General features: G+C 66.2%; 22 protein-coding genes and 3 tRNA genes. 17 read left to right on the forward strand and 8 right to left on the reverse strand.

Going from position 1 to position 24,312, the window contains the following annotated elements; translation table 11 throughout:
• Positions 1-46: 46 nt before the first annotated feature.
• From era to nagZ, 5 genes are all read left to right on the forward strand, one after another.
• The gene (era, locus tag EYW47_RS10175; protein WP_133194711.1) at positions 47-952 is read left to right on the forward strand and encodes a GTPase Era; all 906 of its coding nucleotides are present in this window, start codon (positions 47-49) and stop codon (positions 950-952) included.
• Between the two features lie 75 nt (positions 953-1,027).
• Entirely contained in the window at positions 1,028-1,957 is a 930-nt protein-coding gene (recO, locus tag EYW47_RS10180; RefSeq protein ID WP_133194779.1) for a DNA repair protein RecO, read from the forward strand.
• Positions 1,954-2,721 carry a pyridoxine 5'-phosphate synthase gene (pdxJ, locus tag EYW47_RS10185; RefSeq protein ID WP_133194712.1) on the forward strand — a complete coding sequence of 256 codons (768 nt, stop codon included), beginning with the start codon at positions 1,954-1,956 and terminating at the stop codon, positions 2,719-2,721. Before recO ends, pdxJ begins: the two co-directional genes overlap by 4 nt.
• A gap of 22 nt (positions 2,722-2,743) precedes the next feature.
• Positions 2,744-3,151, forward strand: coding sequence for a holo-ACP synthase (gene acpS / locus EYW47_RS10190; RefSeq protein WP_133194713.1), 408 nt, complete (start codon positions 2,744-2,746; stop codon positions 3,149-3,151).
• 78 nt (positions 3,152-3,229) lie between these two features.
• Positions 3,230-4,270 carry a beta-N-acetylhexosaminidase gene (gene nagZ / locus EYW47_RS10195; RefSeq protein ID WP_133194714.1) on the forward strand — a complete coding sequence of 347 codons (1,041 nt, stop codon included), beginning with the start codon at positions 3,230-3,232 and terminating at the stop codon, positions 4,268-4,270.
• A 129-nt stretch (positions 4,271-4,399) separates the two neighbouring features.
• Here the strand turns inward: nagZ and EYW47_RS10200 are convergent, their stop codons facing one another.
• The 4 genes from EYW47_RS10200 to earP form a co-directional block, all read right to left on the reverse strand.
• Positions 4,400-5,785, reverse strand: a complete 1,386-nt coding sequence (locus EYW47_RS10200; protein ID WP_133194715.1) for a sigma-54-dependent transcriptional regulator — start codon at positions 5,783-5,785, stop codon at positions 4,400-4,402.
• A gap of 439 nt (positions 5,786-6,224) precedes the next feature.
• Positions 6,225-6,434: a CsbD family protein gene (locus EYW47_RS10205; RefSeq protein WP_133194716.1), complete on the reverse strand. Its 210-nt coding sequence runs from the start codon at positions 6,432-6,434 to the stop codon at positions 6,225-6,227.
• Between the two features lie 310 nt (positions 6,435-6,744).
• Complete coding sequence (gene efp / locus EYW47_RS10210; protein ID WP_133194717.1) at positions 6,745-7,302, reverse strand: elongation factor P; 558 nt, start codon at positions 7,300-7,302, stop codon at positions 6,745-6,747.
• Between the two features lie 140 nt (positions 7,303-7,442).
• Positions 7,443-8,729, reverse strand: a complete 1,287-nt coding sequence (earP, locus tag EYW47_RS10215) for an elongation factor P maturation arginine rhamnosyltransferase EarP (protein WP_133194718.1) — start codon at positions 8,727-8,729, stop codon at positions 7,443-7,445.
• 211 nt (positions 8,730-8,940) lie between these two features.
• Between earP and uvrC the strand changes: the two genes are divergently transcribed.
• The 7 genes from uvrC to EYW47_RS10250 all read left to right on the forward strand — a co-directional run bounded on the left by uvrC (position 8,941) and on the right by EYW47_RS10250 (position 13,652).
• Positions 8,941-11,304, forward strand: a complete 2,364-nt coding sequence (uvrC, locus tag EYW47_RS10220) for an excinuclease ABC subunit UvrC (protein WP_133194719.1) — start codon at positions 8,941-8,943, stop codon at positions 11,302-11,304.
• Between the two features lie 115 nt (positions 11,305-11,419).
• The gene (gene pgsA / locus EYW47_RS10225) at positions 11,420-12,010 is read left to right on the forward strand and encodes a CDP-diacylglycerol--glycerol-3-phosphate 3-phosphatidyltransferase (protein WP_133194720.1); all 591 of its coding nucleotides are present in this window, start codon (positions 11,420-11,422) and stop codon (positions 12,008-12,010) included.
• Between the two features lie 181 nt (positions 12,011-12,191).
• Positions 12,192-12,267: transfer RNA gene (locus EYW47_RS10230), tRNA-Gly, on the forward strand.
• A 75-nt stretch (positions 12,268-12,342) separates the two neighbouring features.
• A tRNA-Gly gene (locus tag EYW47_RS10235) sits at positions 12,343-12,418 on the forward strand.
• 125 nt (positions 12,419-12,543) lie between these two features.
• A tRNA-Cys gene (locus EYW47_RS10240) sits at positions 12,544-12,617 on the forward strand.
• Positions 12,618-12,808: 191 nt separating this feature from the next.
• Complete coding sequence (locus EYW47_RS10245) at positions 12,809-13,081, forward strand: DUF2164 domain-containing protein (RefSeq protein ID WP_133194721.1); 273 nt, start codon at positions 12,809-12,811, stop codon at positions 13,079-13,081.
• Positions 13,082-13,163: 82 nt separating this feature from the next.
• Positions 13,164-13,652, forward strand: a complete 489-nt coding sequence (locus EYW47_RS10250) for a GNAT family N-acetyltransferase (protein WP_133194722.1) — start codon at positions 13,164-13,166, stop codon at positions 13,650-13,652.
• Between the two features lie 50 nt (positions 13,653-13,702).
• On the opposite strand, the gene EYW47_RS10255 is transcribed toward EYW47_RS10250, so the two are convergent.
• From EYW47_RS10255 to EYW47_RS10265, 3 genes are all read right to left on the reverse strand, one after another.
• The gene (locus EYW47_RS10255) at positions 13,703-14,578 is read right to left on the reverse strand and encodes a cytochrome c oxidase assembly protein (RefSeq protein WP_133194723.1); all 876 of its coding nucleotides are present in this window, start codon (positions 14,576-14,578) and stop codon (positions 13,703-13,705) included.
• A gap of 121 nt (positions 14,579-14,699) precedes the next feature.
• Positions 14,700-15,188, reverse strand: a complete 489-nt coding sequence (locus EYW47_RS10260) for a copper chaperone PCu(A)C (protein WP_377784929.1) — start codon at positions 15,186-15,188, stop codon at positions 14,700-14,702.
• An 89-nt stretch (positions 15,189-15,277) separates the two neighbouring features.
• Positions 15,278-15,907: an SCO family protein gene (locus EYW47_RS10265; protein ID WP_377784930.1), complete on the reverse strand. Its 630-nt coding sequence runs from the start codon at positions 15,905-15,907 to the stop codon at positions 15,278-15,280.
• 442 nt (positions 15,908-16,349) lie between these two features.
• On the opposite strand from EYW47_RS10265, the gene otsB reads away from it, so the two are divergent.
• Positions 16,350-17,099, forward strand: a complete 750-nt coding sequence (otsB, locus tag EYW47_RS10270) for a trehalose-phosphatase (RefSeq protein ID WP_133194724.1) — start codon at positions 16,350-16,352, stop codon at positions 17,097-17,099.
• A gap of 112 nt (positions 17,100-17,211) precedes the next feature.
• Complete coding sequence (otsA, locus tag EYW47_RS10275) at positions 17,212-18,645, forward strand: alpha,alpha-trehalose-phosphate synthase (UDP-forming) (RefSeq protein ID WP_133194725.1); 1,434 nt, start codon at positions 17,212-17,214, stop codon at positions 18,643-18,645.
• A 134-nt stretch (positions 18,646-18,779) separates the two neighbouring features.
• Here the strand turns inward: otsA and EYW47_RS10280 are convergent, their stop codons facing one another.
• On the reverse strand, positions 18,780-20,615 hold the full coding sequence (locus tag EYW47_RS10280) for an ABC transporter ATP-binding protein (RefSeq protein WP_133194726.1): 1,836 nt from the start codon (positions 20,613-20,615) through the stop codon (positions 18,780-18,782).
• A gap of 756 nt (positions 20,616-21,371) precedes the next feature.
• On the opposite strand from EYW47_RS10280, the gene EYW47_RS10285 reads away from it, so the two are divergent.
• The 3 genes from EYW47_RS10285 (at position 21,372) to EYW47_RS10295 (ending at position 24,280) form a co-directional block, all read left to right on the forward strand.
• Positions 21,372-22,436 carry a glycosyltransferase family 4 protein gene (locus EYW47_RS10285; RefSeq protein WP_133194727.1) on the forward strand — a complete coding sequence of 355 codons (1,065 nt, stop codon included), beginning with the start codon at positions 21,372-21,374 and terminating at the stop codon, positions 22,434-22,436.
• 309 nt (positions 22,437-22,745) lie between these two features.
• Positions 22,746-23,747, forward strand: a complete 1,002-nt coding sequence (locus tag EYW47_RS10290; protein WP_133194728.1) for a hypothetical protein — start codon at positions 22,746-22,748, stop codon at positions 23,745-23,747.
• A gap of 68 nt (positions 23,748-23,815) precedes the next feature.
• Positions 23,816-24,280, forward strand: coding sequence for a DUF2214 family protein (locus tag EYW47_RS10295; protein WP_133194729.1), 465 nt, complete (start codon positions 23,816-23,818; stop codon positions 24,278-24,280).
• Positions 24,281-24,312 lie beyond the last annotated feature (32 nt).

Raw genomic sequence — 24,312 nt, forward strand, 5'->3', positions numbered from 1 at the left:
CGCCGTTTCAATCGTGCGCGCGCCGCTCTCATATTCCGGTCCGATCATGAACGCTCCCACTTCCACTCCTGCCGGTTTCCGCTGCGGCATGGTCGCGATCGTCGGCCGTCCGAACGTCGGCAAGTCCACGCTGATGAACGCACTCGTCGGCCAGAAGATCAGCATCACGTCGCGCAAGGCGCAGACCACGCGCCATCGCATCACCGGCATCAACACGGTCGACGACGCGCAGTACATCTTCGTCGACACGCCCGGTTTTCAGACGCGCCACAGCACTGCGCTCAACCGGTCGCTGAACCGCGCCGTCACCTCGACGCTCAGTTCCGTCGATGCCGTGCTATTCGTGATCGAGGCCGGCAAGTTCGGTCCCGACGACCAGAAGGTGCTCGATCTGATTCCGCCGAACGCGCCCACGATCCTGATCGCGAACAAGATCGACCGCGTGAGCGACAAGGCCACGCTCTATCCGTTCATCCAGGAAGTGCAGAAGCTGCGCGAGTTCCGCGAGATCATTCCGCTCTCGGCCAACAATCCCGACGACATCAAGCGCCTGCTCGAAACGCTCAAGCCGTATCTGCCCGAAGGCGAGCCGATCTACGGCGAAGACGACCTGACCGATCGCAGCGAGCGTTTTCTCGCCGCCGAGATCCTGCGCGAGAAGGTGTTCCGCTGGACCGGTGACGAGCTCCCGTACACGAGCACCGTGCTAATCGACAAGTTCGAGCAGGAAGGGCGCTTGCGCCGCATCTTCGCGACGATCCTCGTCGAGCGCGACACCCAGAAGGCCATGGTGATCGGCCAGAAGGGCGCCAAGCTCAAGCAGATCAGCACCGAGGCGCGCCTCGACATGGAAAAGTTGTTCGACGGTCCGGTCTATCTCGAAACCTTCGTGAAGGTGAAGAGCGGCTGGGCCGACAACGAGGCCGGCCTGCGCGCTTACGGTTACGAGTGACCCGCTACGAGTGCCAGGATGAGTGACGGCGCAGCCGGAACCCTGAACGACGACCGGCCCGCGCCCGACGCTGGCATGAACGCCGACGACGCCGACTTCGAGTCGCCCGCTGGCGCTCGTGCGCGCGGCACGGCCAGGCCGTCGCGCAGCCGGCGCGCAAAGTCGTCTGCGCCAGGCAGCGACTTGACCGAAGGCGCCGACGCCACGCTCGAGCGCGCCCCGACGTCGAGCACACCGCGCAAGACCACCGCGCGCTCGACACTGCCGCGTGCGCCGCGCAGCGCGACGCCCGACTATCGCGTCGCCGAACAGCCCGCGTTCGTGCTGCACAGCTATCCCTGGCGCGAAACCAGCCTCATCATCGATGTGCTCACGCGCGATCACGGCCGCGTCGCGCTCGTCGCGAAGGGCGCCAAGCGGCCGCACTCGGCGCTGCGCGGCGTGCTGCAGACCTTCCAGCCGCTCACGCTCTCGTGGACAGGCAAGGGCGAAGTGCGCACGCTCACCGGCGCCGAATGGGTGGGCGGCATGCTGCCGCTCGCCGGTGACGCGCTGCTCTGTGGCTTCTACGTGAACGAACTGCTCGTGAAGTTCTGCGCGCGTGAAGACCCGCATCCACCGCTGTTTCGCCACTATGTCGTGACGATGACGCGTCTCGCGCACGACGAGCCGCCCGTGCAGGTGCTGCGTTCGTTCGAGCGCGTGCTGCTGCGCGAGACCGGCTACGCGCTCGCGCTCAACCGCACGGTGAACCGCAAGGCCGTGGTGGCCGAGGGGCGCTACGTGTTCGATCCCGAGCGCGGCGTGCGCGAGGCCTCCGACGAATGGCCGGCGCAATGGCCCGTGCTTTCCGGCCAGACGTTGCTCGACATGGAAGAGGACGATTACCATCGCCCCCAGACCGTCGCGCAGAGCAAGGCGCTGATGCGTTTCCTGTTGCACACTTACCTTGGCGGCACGCCGCTTGCGACGCGCCAGATCCTGATCGACTTGCAGAATCTATGAGCTTCTTCCTCACTTCGCCTAACGTGATCGACCTCGGCGTCAACATCGACCACGTCGCCACGCTGCGCAACGCGCGCGGCACGGCCTATCCCGATCCGATCCGCGCGGCACTGCTTGCCGAAGAGGCGGGCGCCGACGTCATCACGCTGCACCTGCGCGAGGATCGCCGTCATATCGTCGACGCCGACGTGCGCAAGCTGCGCCCGCTGCTCAAAACGCGCATGAATCTCGAATGCGCGGTCACGGCCGAGATGCTCGATATCGCGTGCGAGATCAAGCCGCAGGACGTCTGCCTCGTGCCCGAGAAGCGCGCGGAGCTGACAACCGAAGGCGGCCTCGACGTGGCGGGGCAGTTCGACGCCGTTGCAGGCGCTTGCCGGCAGCTTGCCGATGCGGGCATCCGAGTGTCGCTCTTCATCGACCCGGACGAGACGCAGATTCGCGCCGCGCACGAAACCGGCGCGCCCGTGATCGAGCTGCACACGGGCCGCTATGCCGAAGCGCACGAGGCCGCCGAGCAGCAGCGCGAGTTCGAGCGCGTGGTGCTCGGCGTGAACTGCGGCATCGGCCTCGGGCTGAGGGTGAACGCGGGCCACGGGCTGCACTACACGAACGTGCAGCAGATCGCCGCGATCGACGGCATTCACGAGCTCAACATCGGCCACGCGATCGTCGCGCATGCGATCTTCGCGGGCTGGGAGAACGCGGTGCGCGAGATGAAGGCGATCATGGTTGCGGCGCGTCTTGCCGCGACGCACGCCTGACCCACCCGGCGACGAGGAACGCATGGCGATCTACGGTATCGGTACCGACATCATCCAGGTGAGCCGCGTCGCGGCAGTCATGGAGCGCACCGGCGGGCGCTTTGCGGCGCGCGTGCTCGGCCCTGACGAGCTCGCGGTCTACGAAGCGCGCAAGGCGCGCTCCGAGAAGCGCGGGCTCGCGTACCTGTGCACGCGCTTTTCCGCGAAGGAAGCGTTCTCGAAGGCCATCGGCCTCGGCATCCGCATGCCGATGACCTGGCGTGGCGTGCAGACGCTCAACGCGCCCGGCGGCAAGCCGTACATGGTGGCCTCGGGCGAGCTCGCGCAATGGCTCGAGGCGCGCGGCATCACCACGCAAGTGTCGATCACCGACGAGCAGGACTATGCCGTCTCGTTCGTGATCGCCGAAACCGGCCAGCCCACTCGCTGATTTCCATCCGGTCGCGCGCAGGAGACGTTGCGCGCGGCGGCCGTTACGTAAAATCAACGCCCATTCAACGCCAGATCGATGAAGAGAATTCCCGGACCGGTCATGCTCGACGTGGTCGGCACGACGCTCAACGACGACGACGTGCGCCGCCTCGCGCATCCCTCAACCGGTGGTGTGATCCTGTTCGCGCGCCACTACGAGAACCGCGCGCAGCTTGTCGCGCTCACGGACGCCATCCGCGCGGTGCGCGAGGACCTGCTGATCGCAGTCGACCACGAGGGCGGCCGCGTGCAGCGCTTTCGCACCGACGGCTTCACGGTGCTGCCCGCGATGGGGCGCATCGGCGCGCTGTGGGACAAGGACGTGCTGCTCGCCACCAAGCTGGCCACGTCGGTCGGCTATATCCTCGCGAGCGAGCTGCGTGCGTGCGGCATCGACCTGAGCTTCACGCCCGTGCTCGATCTGGGCTACGGTCAGTCGAAGGTGGTGGGCGACCGCGCGTTCCATCGCGACCCGCGCGTCGTCACGCTGCTCGCCAAGAGCCTGAACCACGGTCTCGCACTCGCGGGCATGGCGAACTGCGGCAAGCATTTCCCGGGTCACGGTTTTGCCACGGCCGACTCGCACGTTGCGGTGCCGGTGGACGAGCGTCCGCTCGAATCGATCCTCGGCGAGGACGCGCAGCCTTATGACTGGCTCGGCCTCTCGCTCACGGCGGCCATGCCGGGCCATGTGATCTATCCAAAGGTCGACTCGAAGCCGGCCGGCTTCTCGCGCGTCTGGGTGCAGGAGATTTTGCGCGAGCGCTTGCGCTTCACGGGCGCCGTCTTCAGCGACGATCTCTCGATGGAGGCCGCGCGCCAGGGCGGCACGCTGACCGAGGGCGCACGCGCGGCGCTCGAAGCGGGCTGCGACATGGTGCTGATCTGCAATCAGCCGCACGAGGCGGAGAAGGTGCTCGACGCGTTGCGCACCGCCGAGCCCACGCGCGCCGCGCAGGCGTCGGCCAGGCGCATCAGGCGGCTGCGTCCGCGCGGCAAGGCGCTGCGCTGGGAAAAGCTCGTGGCCGATCCCGCGTATCTGTCCGCACAGGCGCTGCTGCGTACCGTGCTCCCCTGAACGCCGGCGCCGCTCGGGCGTTACGCGTTACGTTACATCGCGTGCGCACACGGCCCAAAAAATCGAAACGGCGGTCCTTCGAATTCGAAGGACCGCCGTTTTTTCATGCGCAAGAGACGGGGTGGGGCGTCAGTTCAGCCGCATGCGCTGGAGCTTGTTGTAGAGCGTCTTCGGACTGATGCCGAGGAGCGACGCGGCGCGGTGGCGCGTGCCGCCCACGGCGTCGAGCGTGGCGCGGATCAGCATCTCCTCGACATCGGCGAGCGGCGTGCCGACCGTGACCTGCACGCGGCCGCCGTTGACTTCGCGCGGCGTGGCGCCGCTGGTTTCTTCGGCGTGCAAGCTTTCGAGGATTTCGCCGGACGCATGCCACGCGCGCTCCACGCGCTCCTGCAGCTCGCGCACGTTGCCGGGCCAGTCGTAGGCGAGGCACTCGCGCACGAACGAGGGCGAGACCAGCCGCGTCGTGCCGGTGAGGCCGCGCGCATGGGCCTCGAGATTGAGCTCGTCGACGCGCGCCGCGGCGAGCAGTGCTGCGTCTTCTTCGCGATCGCGCAGTGCCGGCAACTGGACCGACGCGGCGTCGAGGCGCATCCACAGCTCCTCGTGCAGCATGCCTTGCCGGACCGCATCGCGCGGCACCGCGCGCGTGGCCGCGATGAGGCGGAAATCGGTGCCCACTTCGCTATTGCCGCCCACTCGCATGAAGGTCTGCGAGTCGAGCGCGCGCAGGAGCGCTTCCTGTTGGGCGCGCGGCAGTTCGGTGAGCTCGTCGACGAACAGCGTGCCGCCGCTCGCCTGATCGACGAGGCCGGGCTCGCGCTGCTCGGCACCGCTGAACGCACCGCGCTCGTGGCCGAAGAGCTGGCTCGCGATGGGCCGCCCGCTGGCGGCTTCGGCCGTGAGCGCGCGCACGTCGCAGACGACGAACGGCCCCTTGCGCCGGCGGCTCAGCTGATGCAGCGTGCGCGCCGCCACTTCCTTGCCGGTGCCGGCCTCGCCGTGCACGAGAATCGCCGATTCGGTGGGCGCGAGCTGCTCGAGTGCGTCGTAGACGTGCTGGATCGCGTTGCTGCGGCCAACCATCGGGCCGAAGCGGCCCAGTTCGCGCAGCGTCGCGCGCAGCATCCGGACTTCCTCGGTGAGCTCGTACGGGCGCGGAATGCGCGCGAGCAGGCTGCGCAGGCGCGGAATGTTGACGGGCTTGAGCAGGTAGTCCCAGATGCCATGGCGCAGGCCCTCGATCGCGCTCTCGACGGTCGCGTTGCCGGTCATCACGATCACGGGCAGCGCGCCCCCGGGGGGCTGGGCAGGCAGTAGGGGCAGCAGCTCCAGGCCGCTGCCGTCGGGCAGGTTCAGGTCGACGAGCACAACGTCGGGAATGAAGCGCGTGAGTGCGGCGCGCGCGTCGGCCAGCGTGGCGGCGGTATCGACGGAAAAACCGTCAGCAGCCAGGATGGCCGAAAGGCCGGACAGGCTGTTGGGATCGTCTTCGACAATCAGGGCGTGTGGCATGGCTGAATGCGGCTTACGGATGAACGCAGGTGCGCCGGGCAGGCGCGCTCGCGTGGGCGCTGCCCGGCCGGCGGCAGTCAGACCGGCCGGCAGGCGCGACGATGCGGCGCGCCGCGGCGCGGCACGATACGGAGATTTTCACCGAGATCACCAAGGTGTCTCGAAGCATAGTGTTCAGTTCCGGTCCTCTCAGATTGGCGGCTGGCGCACAGCAGTTCGTCGGCCTGTGCCGACTGCGAGACGGTGCGCCTGTTCGGGCGGCGCCCGCGGGGCATCTGCCCGCGCGGATCTGTCTTGCCCCAACGTCACCGTCGCGCTGCGTCGCGTGCCGCGCGGGCTTGCCGCGCCGCGCTGCGTCACGCTCAAGCCGTACTACCCCCATGCTGCATGCAAGCTGCCTCGTTCAAGGGCGAAGCGAGCCGCGTCGTGAGCCGATCGGTCAGTGGCGAGGCCCGTGCGTCCCGAGCCAGCGCCGCACCTCACGTTCGGCCTCATCACGCGTCTTGCCGTAACGTTCCTGGATCAAGCCGACGAGGCGTTCGGCCCGCCCTTCGACTTTCGCAAGCTCATCGTCCGTGAGCTTGCCCCAGGCGGTCTTGGCCTTGCCCAACAACTGCTTCCACTTGCCTGCAGCGATGTCGTTATTCATTGTGTCGCTCCTGGTTCAAAGAAGAGCAATGCTCGCGGGTTGCCCCATTGCGAGATGTATCTCGAAATTGAACCAGCAGAAACCATGCCATGGGTGCTGTGCCTTACCGCTGCGAGGCGCGCCTGATTTGCGCACCTGAATAACCGGTAAGGATTTCCCATGGAGTCACAAACATACACGTTCGGGAATAAAAGAAAAAGCGCCCCGAAGGGCGCTTTTATTTTTGCATCCACCACGCATCGAGATGGCGTTGCGCGCTTGCAGATCGTTGCGGATGCACTCACGCGGCCAGTGCATGCAGACGAACGCGTTACGCGCGGCTGCGGTACTCGTTCGTGCGCGTGTCGATTTCGATCTTGTCGCCGATGTTGCAGAAGAGCGGCACTTGCAGCTCGAAGCCGGTGGTCAGCTTGGCTTGCTTCATGACCTTGCCCGACGACGTGTCGCCCTTGACAGCCGGTTCCGTGTAGATGATCTCGCGCACCAGCGTGGTCGGCAGTTCGACCGAGATGGCCTTCTCGTTGTAGAACACGACTTCGCACGGCATGCCGTCTTCGAGGTAGTTCAGGGCGTCGCCCATCATCTCGCCTTCGACTTCGAACTGGTTGTAGTCGGCGTCCATGAACACGTACATCGGGTCGGCGAAGTACGAGTAGGTCACTTCCTTGCGATCGAGCACGACGACGTCGAACTTGTCGTCAGCCTTGTACACGGTTTCCATGCCCGAGCCGGTCAGCAGGTTCTTGAACTTCATCTTCACGACGGCGGCGTTGCGGCCCGACTTGTTGTATTCGGCCTTCTGCACGACCATGGCGTCGTTGCCGATCATCACGACGTTGCCGACGCGGAGTTCCTGTGCGGTCTTCATAAAAAACAGTCCTGTCCAGATATTAAATAGCTTCAAGTGTGCGCGACGGCAAACGTCGCAAGCGGGTCGAATGGTGTGTCCCCTTGATGATCGGGGCACAGGAATCGAAGCGCTTGAGACGGCTGCCGTCGGGTAACCGCTTATTTTAACTGAGTTTTTGCGAATTCGGCTAGATTTCCGCCGAGATCGCCGGCTTGCGCCAGTTCGCCCGCCCAGGCCTGCGCCCGGGTCTTGAACGCGGGCAAATGCTGCGCGAAATCGCGCCAGTCGGGGACCGGCGGTGGCATAGGCGCGGACGTCTCGTGGGACAGGCTGGCCGCACTGTTGGAGCCGGCGGTCGCAGCATGGTCGCCGTTGCCGTTCCACGCGTGCCAGAAACGTGCGAGCGCGTTGCGCGGCGCCTCGGCCAGCGTGCGTGCGTAGTGCTCGAGCGCCGCGTCGAGCTTGGGCAGATGGGCGTCGTCCGCCTGCGGATAGATCTGCCAGACGAACGGCCGGGCCGCCCATTGCGCGCGTACGAACGAGTCTTCACCGCGCACGAAGTTGAGGTCGCTGGCCCACAGCAGGGCGTCGTAGCCGCGTTGCTCCGTGAAGGCGAGGCCGTGCGCGCGCAGCGACCCGCGTTCGGCGCAGGCGTGGGCGTCGAACGACTGGACGCCGAAATAGCGCGCGAGCGCGCCGGAGATGCGGCCCTGCGGCACGAGCAGCACGATGGGCGTCGGGCTGTCTTGCCATTGCTCGAGCAGCGCGTCGACAGCGGGGTTCTCGTACGCAAAGAGCGAGATCACCGTGGCATCCGGACCCGGCGGCGGGCCGCCGGTGGCGCTTTGCCACCATGCCGCGCGCGCGTCGGCCGAGCGCTCGAACGCCGCGCGCGCGGCGTCCAGCTCGCGTTCCTTGAGCACGCCGCCCGTGCCCGGACCCAGTCCCGGGAAAAAGAAGTGCTTGAGCAGCGGGTAGCGCGGGTGCGGCGAAGGGCGCAGATGGAAATCGGCGACCCAGTCTTCGGCGCTCAGATATTCGAGGTTCAGCCACACGGGCGTGCGTTCGCGCTGCGCCATCGCGGCCAGGTAGGCGCTCGGCAGCTCGCAGGCGAACGCTTCGATCACCACATCGGCGATCTGCAGCGTCTCGCCCGCGTGCTCGGGCTCGTGCCAGTGCTCGACCACGACATCTTCGACGCTCTGCGTGGCCCGTTCGAGATCGATGGCGGGGCAAAGCCGCTGGAAAGCGTGCAGGTCGTCGACGAAGAGGCGCACTTCCCAGCCGTGCTCGTGCACAAGCTGGCGCGCGAGGCGCCAGCACACGCCGATGTCGCCGAAATTGTCGATCACGGCGCAGAAGATGTCGCAGGCGATGCGCGAGTCGGCTGTGGGTTGCGCGGCGTCGCGTTTGCGGGTTGCTGCGGGACGTTTGCTGTGTGGCATGGAGGCAGAAAGAGCGCAGGTGCGCAATCGTGAGAACGGCAATCGTGAGAACGGCAATCAGGCCATCGTGCCGCAAGGCCCGCAGGCCATCCGGCCGATGGGCCAGCGGGGTCGGCCCCGCGCGGAATGATCTAAACTTGCGATTCTAAGACACCCGCACAGCGGCGTCGCGAGAGGCGGCGCGGCTTGCCACCCGACGCCCCCAGACTGGATGACCGCTTCCACCGATCCCGACGTTTTCGACCCGAAAGAGGTCTTGGCGCAGCTCCCGCATCTGCCCGGCGTGTATCGCTATTACGACGCGCAAGGCACGGTGCTCTACGTGGGGAAGGCGCGCGACCTGAAAAAGCGCGTGTCGAGCTATTTCACGAAGACGCAGCTCTCGCCGCGCATTGCCATGATGGTCACGCGCATCGCGCGCGTCGAGACCACGGTCACACGCTCCGAGGCCGAGGCGCTGCTGCTCGAGAACAATCTCATCAAGGCGCTCACGCCGCGCTACAACATCCTGTTTCGCGACGACAAGTCGTATCCGTTCCTCAAGCTCACAGGCCACAAATTTCCGCGCATGGCGTACTACCGCGGCGCGGTCGATCGCAACAACCAGTACTTCGGGCCGTTTCCGAGCGCCTCGGCGGTACGCGAGAGCATCCAGATCCTGCAGCGCGTGTTCCAGCTGCGCACCTGTGAAGACTCGGTGTTCAACAACCGCACGCGGCCCTGTCTGCTGCATCAGATCGCGCGCTGCACGGCGCCGTGCGTCGGCGCGATCAGCGCGGACGATTACGCGCGCGACGTGAGCAACGCCTCGCGCTTCCTGCTCGGCCGTCAGAACGAGGTGATGAGGGAGCTGGAGACGAAGATGCATGCGTTCGCCGCCGAGCTGAAGTTCGAGCAGGCGGCGGCGGTGCGCAACCAGATGAGCTCGCTCTCGACGGTGCTGCATCAGCAGGCCATCGAGACCGGCAGCGAGAGCGACGTCGACATCCTCGCGGTGGTGGCGCTGGGCGGGCGGGTCTGCGTGAATCTCGCGATGGTGCGCGGCGGCCGCCATCTGGGCGACAAGGCGTATTTTCCGGCGCACGTCGAGCGCGCGCTGACCGACGAGGAGGGCGGTGTCGCCGAGGAGATCGACGGCGAGACCGTGCTGGCGGCATCGGCGCTGAAGTCGCTGCCGTCGCTCGCGCGCAAGGCCATGGTGGCCGCGGCGGGGGCGCACGCCGGCCATGAAAGCGAAGAAGGGGGCGATGAGGCTGGAGATGAGCGCGAGCAAGCCGATGAAGGCGCCGCGCCCGATCCGCTCGCGCTCGCGGTGGATCTCGCGAACGAGGCGCAAGGGGCGGACGGTGTGGAATCGGCTGCCGGGACCGAATGCAGCGACGCCGAAGAGGAAGCCGATGCCGGCGAAAGCGCCGAGGGCGGCGCAGGCACCGACTCCGCGTCGGCCGCCAAGCCGGCCGCGCGCGGCAAGCCCGAGATCGGCATCGAATCCGAAGTGCTCGACGCGTTCATCGCCCAGCACTACTTCGGCAACCGCGTGCCGCCGGTGCTGGTGGTGAGTCATCCTCCGGCGAACCGCGAGCTCGTCGACGTGCTCAGCGAGCAGGCCGGCCACAAGGTCACGCTGCTGCGCCAGCCGCAAGGGCAAAAGCGTGCCTGGCTCGCCATGGCCGAGCAGAACGCGCGGCTCGCGCTCGCCCGCCTGCTCTCCGAGCAGGGCTCGCAGCAGGCGCGCACGCGCTCGCTCGCGCAGATGCTCGGGCTCGAGCTCGACGACCTCGCGCATCTGCGCATCGAGTGCTTCGACATCAGCCACACGATGGGCGAGGCGACCCAGGCGTCGTGCGTCGTCTATCACCATCACAAGATGCAGTCGGGCGAGTATCGGCGCTACAACATCACGGGCATCACGGGCGGCGACGACTACGGGGCCATGCGTCAGGTGCTCACGCGCCGCTACGAAAAGATGGTCGCGCAGTCGGCGCGCGACGAAACCGACGCAGCGCAGACCTTGCCCGCGCCCGAAGCGCCCGAAGCGCCCGAAGCGCCCGAAGCGCCCGAAGCGCCCGAAGCCGCCGATAACAGCGCGGCGTCTCCCGAAGGCGCGGAGCCCGTCGCTGCGGGCGGCACGCTGCCCAACATCGTGCTGATCGACGGCGGCAAGGGCCAGGTCGAGATCGCGCGCCAGGTGTTCGTCGAGCTGGGGCTCGACCCTGCGATGCTGGTGGGCGTGGCCAAGGGCGAGGGGCGCAAGGTCGGTCTCGAGACCCTCGTGTTCGCCGATGGCCGGCCGCCGCTCGAGCTGGGCAAGGAGAGTGCGGCGCTGATGCTGGTCGCGCAGATCCGCGACGAGGCGCACCGCTTCGCCATCACGGGCATGCGCGCGAAGCGCGGCAAGACGCGCCAGACTTCGCGGCTCGAAGAGCTCGAAGGGGTGGGCGCCAAGCGCCGCCAGCGCCTGCTCGCGCGCTTCGGCGGCCTGCGCGGCGTGATGGCCGCGAGCGTGGAGGATCTGGCGAGTGTGGAGGGCATTTCGCACGCGCTCGCCGAGCAGATCTACCAGCAGCTTCATTGAGCCCGCTACCACGTCACCTACCGCGCCGCCTTACGTTTGCTTGTGGCAGGTCCGGCGACGCGGCACAATTGCATCTCCCATCATTGCAATCTCCCCTGACAGACTGCGCCACACGATGCCGTTCAATATTCCGATTCTCCTGACGTGGCTGCGGATCGTGCTGATTCCGCTCGTGGTTGGCGTGTTCTATCTGCCGCAGACGATGTTGAGCCCGATGCATCAGAACACGGCCGCCATGTTGATCTTCGTGCTCGCGGCGCTGACCGACTGGTTCGACGGCTATCTCGCCCGCAAGTGGAATCAGACCTCTTCGTTCGGCGCGTTCCTCGACCCGGTGGCCGACAAGCTCATGGTGACGGCCGCGCTGCTCGTGCTCGTGCATCTGCAGCGCCTCGACGCCGTCATCGCGCTCGTGATCGTGGGCCGCGAGATCGCCATTTCGGCGCTGCGCGAATGGATGGCGCAGATCGGCGCGTCCAAGAGCGTCGCGGTGAATCAGCTCGGCAAGTTCAAGACGGCGTGCCAGATGGTGGCAATCCCCATGCTGCTGTTCTATGCGCCGCTCACGATCGGCGGGCTCACGCTGTTCGACTCGCGCGTGTGGGGCACGTGGCTCATCTACGTGGCGGCCGTGCTGACGATCTGGTCGATGCTCTATTACATGAAGCTCGCGTGGCCGCAGATCCGCGAGCGGGGGAGCCTGTAAGCGGCGCAGCCGTGGAGCCCCCCTCGCGAATCTTTTTTAAAAAGATCATGCGAAGGGGTTGACACGATTCTGCGGCTTATACATAATCTCACTTCTCCGCTGCACGACAAGCAGCAAACGAAGCAGATGCAGTGGAGATCGCTGAAGATAAGCAGTAAATCAGCGGCGATGTAGAAAAAATGCGGGAGTAGCTCAGTTGGTAGAGCGCAACCTTGCCAAGGTTGAGGTCGCGAGTTCGAGACTCGTCTCCCGCTCCAGAATTTAGGCGCGACGTTTTGCAGCAGTGTGAAACGGGGTGCCGGAGCAGTAAAGGTTGGTCCGGTAGTAAAAATGCGGGAGTAGCTCAGTTGGTAGAGCGCAACCTTGCCAAGGTTGAGGTCGCGAGTTCGAGACTCGTCTCCCGCTCCAGAATTCAGGGGAAGCAGCGCTTCCCTTTTTATTTGGCAGGCCGCGAGGCCGCCGCAAAAAAATCTGTCCGGTGATTGTGGGCGCAAGCAGTACGGCGTGCCAGAAGCATCGAGCAGTCCGCATCTGGCGCGATAGCAAAGCGGTTATGCAGCGGCCTGCAAAGCCGTGTAGGCCGGTTCGACTCCGGCTCGCGCCTCCAGGTAAGACAAGAAAAGCCACCTTCGGGTGGCTTTTCTTTTTTCTGCTGCGTATCCATGTCGCGTGCATGCCGTGAGTGTTGCGCGCGGCCCGCGAGCTAGCCAGGTGGCCGGTCGTACCAGGTCAAATGGGTGATGTGCTGTCCCGCGGACTCGCGCACAATCCCTGGATCGTTTCTACTGGACTCCGGCCATGCCCATCGAACTTCCCGAAGACGCGCGCGCCGCCGCGATTGCGTCGATCCAGCGCTACTTCGACGCCAACATGGACGAGCCGATCGGCAATATCGCCGCGGGCGGCCTGCTGGGCTTCTTCCTCGAAGAGATCGGGCCCGCCGTCTATAACCGGGCGATTGCCGATGCGCAGGAGCGCATGCAGGCGCGCATCGTCGAACTCGATATCGACTTGCACGAAGAGCCGTTTCAGTACTGGCGCAAGTTCGATTCGTCGCGCCGGCGCAAGTGAAAGCCGCCGGCCGGGCTGCGTTTGTGCCGCGCTTGCGCAGCAAGGCATAATCGACGCTTCAGCAAACTTTGACGGAAATCACATGATTGCGCAGTCTCCCGCATTGCCGACGGCCCAGCTCGATTGGCAATGGCACGCCTTCGATTCGCTTTCCTCACGCGATGTCTATGAAATGCTCAAACTGCGCTCGGCCGTGTTCGTGGTGGAGCAGAACTGCGTGTACGGCGATATCGACGGCCTCGACGGCGACGCGTGGCATCTGTTTGCTTGGGGCGAGCGGTTCGGCAAGCGCGAACTCGCGGGCTATCTGCGGGTGCTGCTGCCCGACGCAGAGGATCCTGATGTGCGCATCGGCCGCGTGGTGACATCGGCAAACTTTCGCGGCATCAAGCTGGGCAACGGGCTGCTGGAACGTGCGATCGGGCACATCGGGCAGCAATGGCCGGGCGTGGCGATGCGGCTGCATGCGCAGGCGCATCTGCAAAAGTTCTACGGTGCGTTCGGCTTCAAGCCGGTTTCAGAGATTCACGACGAGGACGGCATTGCGCACGTGTGGATGCGCTCCGCCTGACCTGTCGTACTTGCACCGCACGTCACGGTTTGCGCGTGCAGCGCATGCGCTCAGGTGTGCTGCACCTCGTGCTGCTGCGAGGCGCGTGTGGGCTTGCGCGCGTCTTGTGGGCGCTTGAGGCGTCCGCGCGCCGAAAGCCGCATCCAGTGACGCAGCGCGATCAACGCGCCGATCACGCTCATCATCGATCCCGGAATCCACAACAGCAGGCCGCCGATCTGCTGATCGCGCATTGGCGAGAGCCACGTGAACGCGCGTCCGCAGATCGAGTAGACGGGATAGAGCTCATGTGATGTGAAGAAGATGAAGGCGCCGAGCACGATCTGCGGCGGAATCGCCGCGATCACCACCAGCACGCGCTTGCCGGGTGCGAGACGCGCGGGCGGCGCGGGGCGCGGATCGAGCACGAGCCACCAGAACAGCAGGCCGTCGATCACCATGCTCCAGTTCATCACGCGATAGAGCCGCCAGTCGAGCATCGCGATGAAGTGAATGGGCGAGAGCAGCCAGAAGTAGATGAGCCCGACGAAGAGCGTCACGGCGACGACCGGATGCATGACGACGTCGAGCGCCGCGCGCACCGGCCGCGCGCTCAACGCAGGGCGCACGAAGCGTTGCCGCCACGCGAACGGGATGCCTGCACGCAGCGCCGCGCCCGGATAAGCGAGCGCGATGAAGAACGGCCCGAGGTGATGCAGCACGAGATGCTGCGCGCGGTGCATGAAGAACTCATGCTCGAAGAAGTAGTCGAGCCGCGTATGCAGCGCGACATAGAGCGCGCTGAGCCCAAACCAGAACGAGATCTGGCGCGCCAGCGAAACTCTCGCGTGGCGCTTGCCGCGCACGAACAGCACCGCCGTCAGGACGACGGCGATCACGACGGTCGGCGAAGGCTCCCACGGGTCGAGCCAATAGAGCAGGTTCATCGCGGGCTTCTGCACGGGTTCATTGCGGGCTTCTGCGCAGCTTCATTGCGGACAGCCGCGCAGGTTCATCGCATGCTTCTTCACGAGGGCCATGGCGCGCTTCTTCGCGCTCATCACGCCATCATTGCTGCGACGGCGGCTTGACCGCGAACGGCGTGTCGAGCGTCGCGCCGTCCGAGAACTGCAGCTTCACCTTCACCGTGTCGCCGGGCGCGATCTTGTGCTTCGCGTGCTCGAGCATCAGGTGATAGCCGCCCGGAGCGATTGCGAGCGTGCCGTGCGCGGGCACCGTAGCCTTGTCCACCATGACCATCTTCTGCGTCGAGCCGTTCGAGACGGTCTGATGCAGCATCACCATCCCGTAGTCGTCGCTCGACACATTCACGAGGTCGACCGGCTTGTCGCCGTCGTTCTTCAGCGTGACGTAGCCCGCCGCCGGCAAATCGTTCGGCAGCCAGCGGACCCATGCATTCTGCGCGGTGAGCGCGGCGCTGGCGGCGTGTGCCGCAGGGGCGAACGCTGCGAACGTGCAGGCGAGGGCGCAGCCAAGCGTGGCGCCTAGTCGGCTGATGCGGCTCATGCGAGCAATGCGGTGGGACTTCATTTTCATCGTCATGGCAGTTCCTGTTGCGGGTGGTACGGAAATCGGTGTTGCGGATTGCGCCGGTGCACAGGGGCTCCGGCGAAGCCCGGCGGCGCTCACGTCGAGGAGCCGATCACGCGGCGCACGTCGTGTGCGATGGCGTCGGGCGAGTCCTTGTCGGTAGCGAGCAGGCGCGCGCGGCCTTGCGCGTCGAATACGTAGACGGCCGAGCTGTGCGTGACTTCGTAGCTGCCGTCGGGGTCGCGCTTTTCCATCTGATACGCCACGCGATAACGCTTTGCGAGCGATTCGATTTGCGCATCGGTGCCGGTCAGGCCGAGCGCATGCTCAGCGTCGAACGCGCTCACGTAGGCATGCAGCGCCTGCGGCGTGTCGCGTGCCGGATCGACGCTGATGAAGAGTATCCGCACATGCTGCGCGTCGGGTCCGAGTTTTGCTATGACCTGCATCAGACGCGCCATCGTTTCCGGGCAGACGTCCGGGCAATGCGTGTAGCCGAAGTACACGAGCGCCGTATTGCCGTGCAGATCCGCGCCGGTGATGGGCTTGCCGGTGTCGGCGGTGAGCGCGAACGTGAGGTCGGGCAGATGGCCGCTCACATCGGCAAGTTGCCACGGCTCCACCGGATGCGAACAGGCGCCGAGCAGCGCGGAGCCGGCGGCAAGCGTCAACAGTGCCACGACACGTGCGCCGCGCAGGGCACGGTGCAGGTGGGCCGGGAGGATCCGGCGGACCACGGCGCGGGGTGCGAAGCGTGACGAACGTGAAGCGTCGATCTCGGGGAACAAAGGCTCTCTCGTTAACTCGGTTTACAAGGCCATGAGCGTGGCCGGCCCACGCCATGTCGCTGGACTGTAGCAAAATTGGGGGCTCACTGCCGCGCATGGCCCGCTGCGGCGGGACGGCAGGGGCAATTTGCCGCATTTGTCTTGCCGATGGGTGGCTTTACGCAAATCGGCACCGCAAAAAAGCGTCTGAACACATCGAGTCGATGCTGCGTACGCCGCCGCGTGCCAGGCCGGCCAGTGAAGGCAGGCGCCATGGCCGCGCAGGCGGCCATTCTCGAAAATCAGCACGATGCGCGGTAAGATGCGCACACTTTCTGCGTCGGGCGAGCGCTCGCCTGATCAATACCCGGCCTGCGCGCCGAGGGACGAAACGAACGTAATGCAAGTACTTCCGGCTGAATTGCCGCTCGACAAGACGGCGTTTTTCTTCGACTTCGACGGCACGCTCGTCGACCTTGCGCCCACGCCCGACGGCGTGCTGGTGCGCCCCGACATGCTCGCGCTGCTCGCCGCCCTGCGGCGTGCGACGCACGGCGCTGTGGCGATCGTTTCGGGGCGTGGCATCGATAGCATCGATAACTTCCTCGGCATGCCGGATCTCCCGGTCGCGGGCCTGCACGGCGCCGAGCGCCGCGACGCGAACGGCGACACGCAGCGTGTTGGCTTCAACGATCAGCGTCTTCTGCACATGGAGCAGGTGCTCGCCGAAGTGGTGCGCACGCATGCGGGCATGCTGCTCGAGATCAAGGGCGCGTCGCTCGCGCTGCACTACCGCAACGCGCCCGAGCACGAGGGCGTCGCGCGCGCGGCCACCGAAAAGCTCGCAGCCGAATTCGCCGACGCGTACGCGCTGCAGCCGGGCAAGATGGTCTACGAGATCAAGCCGAAGGACGTCGACAAGGGCCGCGCGCTGCGCGCCTTCCTCGACGAGCCGCCGTTCGCGGGCCGCACGCCCGTGTTCGCCGGCGACGATCTGACCGACGAGAAGGGCTTCGCCGTGGTCAACGCCCAGGGCGGCCTCTCGATCAAGGTAGGCGGTGGCGATACGATCGCGAAGACACGCGTCGAGTCGGTCGAAGCGTTGCTCGCGTGGCTCGACACACTCGTCGCGCCGGTGCGCGGCGCCTGAACCTGGCGCGCGCCGGTGCTCCGGCCCCCGTGCGCCGGCGCGGCCTGCGTGGCCCCTGGGCCTCACCCGCACGGGCGCGTCTAACTTCTTTTCTGCACGGAACCTGCATCTCATGAGCCGACTGATCATCGTGTCGAACCGGGTCGCGCCGATCTCCGAAGGCGGCCCGGCCGCGGGCGGTCTCGCGGTCGGTGTCTACGACGCGCTCAAGGAAACTGGTGGCATGTGGTTCGGCTGGAGCGGCGAGGTGCTCTCGTCCGGCCAGCCGCAGATCCAGCTCGAAGAGCGCGGCCCGGTCACCTTCGCGACCATCGGCCTGTTGCGCCGCGACTACGACCAGTACTACCGCGGCTTCTCGAATGCCACGCTCTGGCCGGCGTTCCACTATCGCGCCGATCTCGTGCAGTACGACCGCAACGAATACGCGGGCTATTGCCGCGTGAACGCGTGGCTCGCGCAGCAGCTCGTGCCGCTTTTGCGCGACGACGACGTCATCTGGGTCCACGACTATCACCTGATTCCGTTCGCCGAGGCGCTGCGTGCGGCGGGCGTGAAGAACCGCATCGGCTTCTTCCTGCACATCCCGTTTCCGGCCTCGCAGGTGCTGCTGGCGGTGCCGCCGCACCGCGAGCTGGTGCAGGCGCTGTGCTCGTTCGACTTGCTCGGCTTCCAGACCAAGCCTGACGTGCGCGCGTTCTGCGACTACATCGTGAACGAGGCGGGCGGCACGGTCGAAAAGCGCGCCGACGGCCTCACGCAGATCGAGGCGTTCGGCAAGACCCTGTGCGCGAACGATTACCCGATCGGCGTCTATCCCGACGAAGTCGCCGAGCTCGCCAAGGCTGGCGAGCTCGACAAGCCGGTGCGCACGCTCAAGGCCACTCTGCACGGCCGCAAGGTGATCATGAGCGTGGACCGGCTCGACTACTCGAAGGGCCTCGTCGAGCGTTTTCGCGCTTTCGAGCGGCTGCTCGAGCAGACGCCATCGCAGCGCAACAAGGTGTCGTTCGTGCAGATCGCGCCGCCCACGCGCGCCGATCTGCACGCGTACCAGGACATCCGCCTGCGGCTCGAAGCCGAGTCGGGCCGCATCAACGGCCGCTTCGCCGAGCTCGACTGGACGCCGATCTGGTACATCCACCGCCAGTACGAGCGCGCCGTGCTCGCGGCGCTCTTTCGCGCTTCGCACGTGGGCTACGTCACGCCGCTGCGCGACGGCATGAACCTCGTCGCGAAGGAATACATCTCGGCGCAGGACCCCGAGAATCCGGGCGTGCTGGTGCTCTCGCGCTTCGCTGGCGCAGCGCAGGAGCTGGGCGGCGCGCTGATCGTGAATCCGCTCGACATCGATGGCATGGCCGACGCCCTCGGCAAGGCGCTCTCGATGCCGCTCGCCGAGCGCCTCGCTCGCTACAACGACATGATGGTGCAATTGCGCGAGAACAACGTCTCGGTCTGGCGCGACCGTTTCATGCGCGACTTGACGAGCATGGCCGCGCACGCTGGCGTGTCGTTGCCGGCGCCCGTCGAGCCGGCGCAGCCATAGCAGGGCGGAGAGAGGCGGATCCGCTGGCGCTCGAAGCCGCCTCGAAGCCCCTCGAGCATGGCCAAGAAAGAAAAAGCCGCTTCGTGAACTGAACGAAGCGGCTTTTTCTTTTGGTGCGGGCAGCGGGCCCGGCGTCAGGCCACGTGCTTTTCGTCGGCTTTCTTGTTGCCCAGATGCAGCGTGGACGGCTTGCCGTGCTGCTTGCCGAGCAGGTCGCGATACAGGCCCGGGCGGTTGCGCAATTCCTCGGGGCTGCCGTCGTCGATCACCTTGCCCGCGCTCATGACGATGATGCGGTCGAAGGTGTGCAGCGTGGAGAGGCGGTGCGCGATCGCGATCACGGTGCGGCCGACCATGAGCCGGTCGAGCGCCTGCTGAATGGCTTCCTCCGAGGCGCTGTCGAGCGCCGAGGTGGCCTCGTCGAGCAGCAGGATCGGCGAATTCTTGAGGATCGCCCGGGCGATCGCGATGCGCTGGCGCTGGCCGCCCGAGAGCTTCACGCCGCGGTCGCCCACGAGCGTGTCGTAGCCCTCGGGCATGGCCTCGATGAAGTCGGCGCAGCGCGCCTCGCGGGCCGCGGCGAGCACTTCTTCGCGGGTTGCCTCGGGGCGGCCGTAGGCGATGTTCTCGTAGATCGAGCGGTGCAGCAGGGAAATGTCCTGCGGCACGAGCGCGATGGCGTGGCGCAGGCTGTCCTGCGTGACATGGGCGATGTCCTGGCCGTCGATCTTGATCGCGCCGCCCTGGGTGTCGTAGAAGTGCTGCAGCAGCGCGAGCACCGTGGTCTTGCCGGCGCCCGACTTGCCAATCAGGCCCACGCGCTGGCCCGCCTCGATATGCAGGTCGAAGTGGTCGAGGATCGGCTTGCGGTGCGGATACGCGAAGGTGACGCCTTCGAAGTCCACCCGGCCGCCCTGGGCCACCAGCTCGCTGGCGTCGTCGCGGTCGGGCATGCCGTGCGGCTCGAGCAGCGTCTGCACGGCTTCGGCCAGACGCGCGACGTGCTGCGTGACGTCCACGAGCGCCACGGCCAGATCTCGCGTGCCGTGCAGGATCGTGAAGCCGAGCGAGCTCACCAGCACGATGTCACCGGAAGTGGCCTTGCCCTGGTTCCAGAGCCACAGCGCCCAGCCAAGCAGGCCGGCCGAGAGCATCGCCGTGATGATGGCGTGCAGCAGGCGCAGTTTCTCCAGATAGAGCAGGCTCGAGCGGCGGGCGTCGAGCTCCGCCTTGACGGTCGAGCCGAAGCGCTTTTGCTCGCGCAGCGTCATGCCGAAGGCGCGCACGAGCGCCATGTTGCCGATCACGTCGACGAGCTCGCCGTCCACGGCGGCCGCCCTGGAGGCGAACGTGTGGTGGCGCGCCGAGCCGCGCCCGGCCAGCTTGAAGAGAATGATCGAAAGAATCGCCGAGCACAGCAGCAGGCCCGCCGCCATCAACGGATTGACCGAAATGATCATGACGATGGCGCCCGCCACGGCGATGCACGGTGGCAGCACGTTCCAGGCAGTGGTGTTCTCGGCGGTGTAGACGGCGTTCGATGTGGCGGTGATCCGGCTCGCGAGCGTGCCGGGCTGCTTTTCCGCGTAATACGTGTTCGAGTGGCCGCTCAGGTACTGGAAAAGGTCGCGCCGCAAGTCGCCCGTGACGGTGACGAAGGTGTGCGCGGCGAACCAGCCGCCAACCCGCCAGAGCAGGTTGTCGGCCGCAATCAGGCCGACGAGGATCGCGAACGCGGTCCACAACGGGCCTGGATGGTGGCGGCCCGCGCCCAGCACGTCGATCAGATGCTTGATCGCGTATTGCGAGGCGAGGGCGCAGCCCACGGCCGCGAACACGCTGGCGAGCACGACGGCATGGGCAAAAGGATGGCGCTTGATATAGCGGAAAAGGAACGCAAGTGGCCGTCGCGCATAGCTCGCGAGCTTTGCGTTGTGGGCGTTACGCTGGGCGATGGTCAGATGTTCCAATTGATCGGTGGTCGGTCTGACGGAGCTTCGTCCGTGCAAGGTAGAAAAAGAGGCAAAAAGGCGCGCAACGGCAAACCTGGCGGCATTCCCGCATTGTAAACACCCCAAGCGCGAGCCGCATGGCTCGTGCCCGGCGGGACGCGCATCTTATCGCGACTATGTCACAGGGAGTGTCCCTTCCCGACATGTTGTCGCGCCGGAGGCGCAACGGGTTTTCACGACCGTTTTCGAGATACAATTACGGATTGCGTTCAAGCTCGCTGTATGCACACATCACGCGCCGTACCGCAGGCGCGTCCGCAAGCCTCCCGGGCCGCGAGATCCAGCAAACCAGGGCCAGATATTGAAGCATTTTGCCCCTGGTTTTAGCGCCGCGCTGCCCGGAAACGAACCCCCAATCTAGAACGCACTTAAAAAACAAGGGGTTGCGGAGTGTTTCCGCTTTGTAACAACGTAAAGAGTTTGAAATCTCGTAGCCGGCAATGGGTGCAAACCCCGATAATGCCGACTCGAACAGCGTAGGGAATTTGACAGCATGACGTCAACGACCGCGAACCCTGCGCGTTTACCGCCTGAGCCGCCGCGTGTGTCAATTCAAGACTTCACAACTGCGTCGGTCAGTGTGCCGGGCTTCCGGCGCGGTTAGCGGTAAGGAACGCCTGGTGGGGCGCGCGGCAACGAGGCCGCAGCTCGCGAGGTCGATTGTCAAAATTGCAGCACTTAGCCCGATTTATTACGAGGAAGGAGTTCACCACTATGCGAATCGCTCAAATCGCTCCGTTGCACGAGGCGGTTCCTCCCAAGCTGTACGGCGGCACGGAACGGGTGGTCTCCTACCTGACCGAAGCGCTGGTCGAGCAGGGCCACGACGTCACGCTCTTCGCCAGCGGCGATTCGATCACCTCGGCAAAGCTGGAAGCATTCTGGCCGCAGGCGCTGCGCCTCGACCCGACGATTCGCGACGTGATGGCTCCGCACATGCTGCTGCTCGAAGAAGTGCGCCGCCGCGCGCATGAATTCGACGTGCTGCATTTCCACATCGACTATTACCCGTTCTCGCTGTTCCAGCGTCAGGAAGTGCCGTTCGTCACCACGATGCACGGCCGTCTCGACCTGCCGGAACTGCAGCCGATCTTCAACGCGTTCAGCGACGTGCCGGTCGTCTCGATCTCGGACAACCAGCGCACTCCGCTGCAGCAAGCCAATTGGCAGCAGACCGTCTATCACGGCCTGCCCGAAGACGTGCTCAAGCCGATTCCGAACGTCGAGCCCGGCTACCTCGCATTCCTCGGCCGCGTCTCGCCGGAGAAGGGGCTTGACAAGGCGATCCGCATCGCCGGCCAGGCGGGCATGAAGCTCAAGGTTGCCGCCAAGATCGACAGGGCCGACCGTGCCTACTACGAAGAAGTCATCAAGCCGCTGATGGCGCTGCCGCACGTCGAGTACATCGGCGAAATCGGCGAAGCCGAAAAGCGCGAATTCCTCGGCAATGCGCATGCGCTGGTGTTCCCGATCGACTGGCCGGAGCCCTTCGGTCTCGTGATGATCGAAGCCATGGCCTGCGGTACGCCGGTCATCGCGTTCAAGCGCGGCTCGGTGCCGGAAGTCATCGACAATGGCGTGTCGGGCTTCGTCGTCGAAGACGAGATCAGCGCAGTCGCGGCGGTCAAGCGCCTGTCGACGCTGTCGCGCGAGAAGGTGCGCGGCGCGTTCGAGGCACGCTTCTCGTCGAAGGTGATGGCGCGCAACTACGTCGCCGTGTACGAAGAAATGCTGCGCCAGAAGCGCCGCACCGTGCTGCGCGAAGTCAACGCCGGCTAAGCGGCCAGCGCATTGGCAGGTCAGGCGCTCGGCCTGGCCGTCGCCGCCCGGCACGCGCCGCCGAGCGTGCCTGCCTGTCCAACGCCCTAACGCCCCAGTGCTTTGCGCTGGGGCGTTGTCGCATTTGCGCCGCATTTGGCCTCGGGACAAGGTAAACACTACCGGCGAGCGTGAGGGGCGGCGGCAATGTCCCTATAATGGCCGTTCCGCGAAATCCGCAATCTATTCACGACCGCAGCGCGCGACAAGCGTGCAAGACGACTGCGCATGACCACAGCGCAAGACCAACGCCACCTGAGGAGAAGTGCCTTGGCGAGATCTCGACCGACGCGCGCCGCCACCGTTCCCGGTGCCGGAAAGATGTTCGCGCTGCGCGCAATCGGTCTCGTGATCCTTGCGCGCTGGCTGCACTCGATGGGGGACATGAATTTCCTCCCGGCGCTGCGGGGCATGGCTTCGTCGCCGGCTGCGTGCCTGAATCTGGTGTTCCTGTTTCTGCTGATCGTGCTGCCCGGTGCGAAGGCGCGCGTCGAGCGGCCATTCCATCCGCTGCCTCAATGGCTGCGCCAGGCGTTGCGCATTTTCGGCGTGCTCGGCTGCCTGTTCGCGCTCTGGTCGATCGGCCTGTTCGTCTGGGACGCGGGCTGGCGCAGCGCGGTGCAGGCGATCGAGTCCACCAACGGCTGGCTCGTCGTGGCGCCCGCGCTCTACGCGTCCGTCGTCTGGATCTGCCGTCCGCGCGCGTTGTGGCGCACCAACGTGGCGGCACGGCGTTTCGCGATCGGGCGCTATGCAGTGTCGATCGATGCCGCGACGCGCACGACCATTGTCTGGCTCGAGAGCCGCAAGGTCGGGCAGTACGATGCGCGCGAACTGTCGGTGCGCTGGCCGGTGGGTATTGGGCCGGCCGCCACGACGCCACGCTCCGCGCCGGCTGATGCACCGGCTGATGCACGGGCAGATGCGCCGGCGGCTGGCGCGACGCCGGCCGAACCCGGCGCCGTTGCGCAGAGCGCGAGCCCGGCACCGGCGGCGTCGACGATATCGGCCACGGCGGTAAAGCCGGCTGCGAGCGAAGCGCCTGCCGCCCCGGCGTTGCCGCGCCAGGCCGCGCCGGCGCGCGCTGCCGGGCGCTATCCCGGGATCGAATTGCTGTGGGACTCGCCAGCAGCGGCGGGCCACAATCGTCAGACCGTCATGCGCGTGCGGCTCATGACCGAAGGCGACCGCGTCGCCGCGCGCGCACTCGATGCCGCACTGAAACAGGCGTCGCCCGTCGCTCTGATCGAGCCGCCCGGCAGCACCGCATAAGGCCGTTCCTGCGCGGAGCGTGCTTCGCGCAAGCTTGTCGATCCCGTCGTCGTTTCGAAGGAGTCGCGATGCTCACACGCTGGTTGCTTGCCGCCATTCACCTGCTGGCCTTCGGCTTCGCGCTCGCCTCGATTCTGCGGCGCACGCGCGGACTGCGCCGCTGCACTTCCACCGAGGCGTTGCCCGCGATCTTCGGCGCCGACAACGGCTGGGGCGGCTCGGCGGTCGTGCTGATCGTGACAGGGGCGATGCGGGCATTCGGCGGGTTCGAGAAGGGCGCCGACTATTACCTGCATGAGCCGCTCTTTCACGTGAAGATGGGCGTGCTCGTGCTGATCCTGCTGCTCGAGATCGCACCGATGAGGGCGCTGCTGCGCTGGCGGCTCGCCGTGCGCCGGGGCGATGTGCCCGATCTCACCGGCGCGCCGAAGTATGCGCGGATCGGCGCGTGGCAGACGGTGCTGCTCGTCGTGATGGTGTTCGCCGCGACCGGGATGGCACGCGGAATCGGCCTCGCTACGGGGGGCGCCTAGCAGGGCGCGCCTGGCGGGGCGCGCGGCAAGCG

The organism is Paraburkholderia silviterrae (assembly GCF_004353915.1).
Classification (GTDB): Bacteria; Pseudomonadota; Gammaproteobacteria; order Burkholderiales; family Burkholderiaceae; genus Paraburkholderia; species Paraburkholderia silviterrae.